Here is a 1,221-nt window from a genome sequence, read left to right as displayed (position 1 = left end):
CGCCGCCAGCGTTCATCCTGAGCCAGGATCAAACTCTCCAATAAAGTTAGTTTGTCTAGCATCTAAAATAAAAATTGACGTTTCACGTTGTTTGTTTCGTTCAGTTTTCAAAGAACTAATGGTGGAGCCTAGCGGGATCGAACCGCTGACCTCCTGCGTGCAAGGCAGGCGCTCTCCCAGCTGAGCTAAGGCCCCAAACAAGTATCGGGAAGACAGGATTTGAACCTGCGACCCCCTGGTCCCAAACCAGGTGCTCTACCAAGCTGAGCCACTTCCCGAAAGAAAACGCGCCCGAGAGGAGTCGAACCCCTAACCTCTTGATCCGTAGTCAAACGCTCTATCCAATTGAGCTACGGGCGCATATGGTGCCGAGGGCGGGGGTCGAACCCGCACGGTGGTCACCCACCGCAGGATTTTAAGTCCTGTGCGTCTGCCTGTTCCGCCACCCCGGCATGTCATATTGAAAATTGGAGCGGAAGACGGGATTCGAACCCGCGACCCCAACCTTGGCAAGGTTGTATTCTACCACTGAACTACTTCCGCAAGACATGTTTGAGATATTTTATTAAAAGTGCGGGTGAAGGGAGTCGAACCCCCACGCCAAAGGCGCTAGATCCTAAGTCTAGTGCGTCTGCCAATTCCGCCACACCCGCATATTAATTAAAATGGTGAGCCATGAAGGACTCGAACCTTCGACCCTCTGATTAAAAGTCAGATGCTCTACCAACTGAGCTAATGGCTCTTACAATAAAAACTGGTGCCGACTAGAGGACTTGAACCCCCAACCTACTGATTACAAGTCAGTTGCTCTACCAATTGAGCTAAGTCGGCTAAATGGTGGAGGATGACGGGATCGAACCGCCGACCCCCTGCTTGTAAGGCAGGTGCTCTCCCAGCTGAGCTAATCCTCCGGATTGCCTGGCAACGTCCTACTCTCACAGGGACAAGGTCCCAACTACCATCGGCGCTAGAGAGCTTAACTTCCGTGTTCGGTATGGGAACGGGTGTGACCTCTCTGCCATCATTACCAGACTGTATTCATTTAAGACAAGAATCATTGTAACTCATTGAACTTTTAAAGTCAACAAGTTTTTTATATTCTTTCAAAACTAGATAACATTGCTTCATATTATATGGTTAAGTCCTCGATCTATTAGTATTCGTCAGCTCCACATGTCACCATGCTTCCACCTCGAACCTATCAACCTGATCATCTTTCAG

9 tRNA genes and 2 rRNA genes are annotated in these 1,221 nt (G+C 49.3%); all 11 read right to left on the bottom strand.

What is annotated here, in order from left to right:
• Positions 1-119: 119 nt before the first annotated feature.
• Positions 120-195 (bottom strand) — tRNA-Ala (locus tag CGQ22_RS31255).
• Between the two features lie 9 nt (positions 196-204).
• Positions 205-278 (bottom strand) — tRNA-Pro (locus CGQ22_RS31250).
• An 8-nt stretch (positions 279-286) separates the two neighbouring features.
• Positions 287-360: transfer RNA gene (locus tag CGQ22_RS31245), tRNA-Arg, on the bottom strand.
• A 3-nt stretch (positions 361-363) separates the two neighbouring features.
• Positions 364-452: transfer RNA gene (locus CGQ22_RS31240), tRNA-Leu, on the bottom strand.
• Between the two features lie 16 nt (positions 453-468).
• Positions 469-543, bottom strand: a tRNA-Gly gene (locus tag CGQ22_RS31235).
• Between the two features lie 29 nt (positions 544-572).
• Positions 573-653, bottom strand: a tRNA-Leu gene (locus tag CGQ22_RS31230).
• A 13-nt stretch (positions 654-666) separates the two neighbouring features.
• A tRNA-Lys gene (locus CGQ22_RS31225) sits at positions 667-742 on the bottom strand.
• Positions 743-755: 13 nt separating this feature from the next.
• Positions 756-831 (bottom strand) — tRNA-Thr (locus tag CGQ22_RS31220).
• 4 nt (positions 832-835) lie between these two features.
• Positions 836-911, bottom strand: a tRNA-Val gene (locus CGQ22_RS31215).
• 5 nt (positions 912-916) lie between these two features.
• A 5S ribosomal RNA gene (rrf, locus tag CGQ22_RS31210) occupies positions 917-1,032 on the bottom strand.
• 101 nt (positions 1,033-1,133) lie between these two features.
• Positions 1,134-1,221, bottom strand: a 23S ribosomal RNA gene (locus CGQ22_RS31205); the annotation flags it as partial.

The sequence above is a fragment of the Bacillus sp. M13(2017) genome (assembly GCF_002218325.1).
Lineage (GTDB): Bacteria > Bacillota > Bacilli > Bacillales > Bacillaceae_G > Bacillus_A > Bacillus_A thuringiensis_K.
The sequence above is the reverse complement of the archived record's forward strand: the minus strand, read 5'-3'. Positions and strand labels throughout refer to the sequence as shown.